3 protein-coding genes are annotated in these 1,682 nt (G+C 53.9%); all 3 read right to left on the reverse strand.

The features are described from left to right. Positions 1 to 61: 61 nt before the first annotated feature. Genes THS27_RS26140 through THS27_RS26150 form a run of 3 tightly spaced genes read right to left on the reverse strand, consistent with a single transcriptional unit; the run spans position 62 to position 979 of the window. A complete protein-coding gene (locus THS27_RS26140) occupies positions 62 to 343 on the reverse strand; it encodes an addiction module antidote protein (protein WP_085595934.1) in 282 nt (93 codons plus the stop codon). Continuing rightward, a complete protein-coding gene (locus tag THS27_RS26145; RefSeq protein ID WP_085595936.1) occupies positions 340 to 699 on the reverse strand; it encodes a hypothetical protein in 360 nt (119 codons plus the stop codon). Before THS27_RS26145 ends, THS27_RS26140 begins: the two co-directional genes overlap by 4 nt. Beyond that, positions 692 to 979 carry a hypothetical protein gene (locus THS27_RS26150; RefSeq protein WP_085595938.1) on the reverse strand — a complete coding sequence of 96 codons (288 nt, stop codon included), beginning with the start codon at positions 977 to 979 and terminating at the stop codon, positions 692 to 694. The genes THS27_RS26145 and THS27_RS26150 overlap by 8 nt, the downstream gene beginning before the upstream one ends. Positions 980 to 1,682 lie beyond the last annotated feature (703 nt).

Here is a 1,682-nt window from a genome sequence, read left to right on the forward strand (position 1 = left end):
CCGCCAGATTGGCGGTGCGGGCTATCCCCCGGAACCCCGTTTCGAGGGTGTGGGGGATGGCTTATGCGTCAACCCCCAGCCGCACCCCCAATGCGGTCATTACTTTCATGATGGTGGCCAGTTCGGGGTTGCCTTCGGGGCGAAGGGATTTGTACAGGCTGGCCCGCGATACGCCTGCCGCCCGGGCAATGTCGGTCATGCCGCGCGCCCGGGCGACAACGCCAAGGGCGTGGGCGACAAGGGCGGGGTCGCCTTCGGCAAACACGGCATCAAGATAGGCGGCAACGTCTTCGCCGGTTTCAAGGTGTGCTGCGGCATCCCACGGCATGGTTTCGGTTTTCATTTATCGGGCTGCGCAGGTTGTTGCTGTTGTGTGATGTTCGGCATGGATAGTAGCGTGTCGCGCAGGCTGTTGATCTGGCTTGAAAACACCCATCCTAAGAAGCCGAAAAAGACTGCCGCGACAAATAGCCCGCCTTTGATTAAAGCGATTCCATTCTGTATCTTGGTGTCGTTGGCGTCGAGCTTGTCGACCTTTTCTTTCAGGTTTTCAACGGCAGTTGTCATTTTTCCCACCTCGACCATGACGAAGCGAATATCGGATGTATTATGCAGATCCTGTACGTTAGGTGTGACATTTGGAAAGTCACCTGCACCTGGTGTTGTATTCTGCGTATCGCGGGTGGGGCGCCTACTCATTGGCGCCTCCTTCGATTTTTACTTTCATCCACTCCCAGATATTGGACGGGGCGCGGCCATAATAGGTGTCGACCTTCGTGACGATTGCCGGTGGCACCACCCTGTCGGAGCTGACGATGCCAATTTTTTTCGCGACATCGACACTGGATTTGTTATCCGACACCAGCCAATACAAGTCGTTAACGCGCAAGCGATCAGTTTCATCGTAGCATTTTTCGATGGCTTTTTCGAGTTCGGCTATATTGGTGTCCGTTGTAGCGACGATGTTGAATACTGCCATTCTTTTCCCCGCATTTTTATTCGAATCATATCCAACGGTGTTAGTCTATCACTGTCGCGTCGGCTTCGTACTAAAAAATGGGAACATGCGCAAGCGTTAGCAAGTTCGATAAAGCGCGGCTGTTATGCGTTTGCGTCGGTTGAGCACGATCGGGTCGAATCGACTGGTCGGGTTGCAACCCTAATATGTCGTAAATTTTTCTGCAATTGCGATTTTCCTGTTCCGGAAAACGATACCCTTTCGATCTTACTTTTGTGTTTACGTCCTGGCGGCGGATTAAATGCCCGGCTGCGCCATGCGGTGATATTTGTTTTTCGATTTTATGAATTGACCGGGTTCGTCGTTGGCGATAAGGTTGCCAAATCCTCACCCGTGGTGGGGCTAGTTGCGGCAAAATCCGCAGCCGGGATTGGCGTCCTGTCTGTCAAACGGCGTCCGAACCGCGCCAATAATCCATTTGCGCGGTTTTCCTATGGTCGGGCGCGTGGGGGGACCTTTGTGTCCGCCACTCCGTTTGGTGGTAACGCCAACCTTGCGCGTCCGGCCACCAGGGATTGGCGTCTCCGGGGGCTGGTTAACCCAGTTCAAACGGAGGTTCACCATGTCTAATCATGGTCAAGGGCGGAATCTGCCCGCTATTCTCAAATTTCACGACACAGAATTAACGATTGTTGATCGCGACGGTCGGCCTTGGGTGACGAGC

The organism is Thalassospira sp. MCCC 1A01428 (assembly GCF_002115825.1).
In the GTDB taxonomy this organism is placed as follows: domain Bacteria; phylum Pseudomonadota; class Alphaproteobacteria; order Rhodospirillales; family Thalassospiraceae; genus Thalassospira.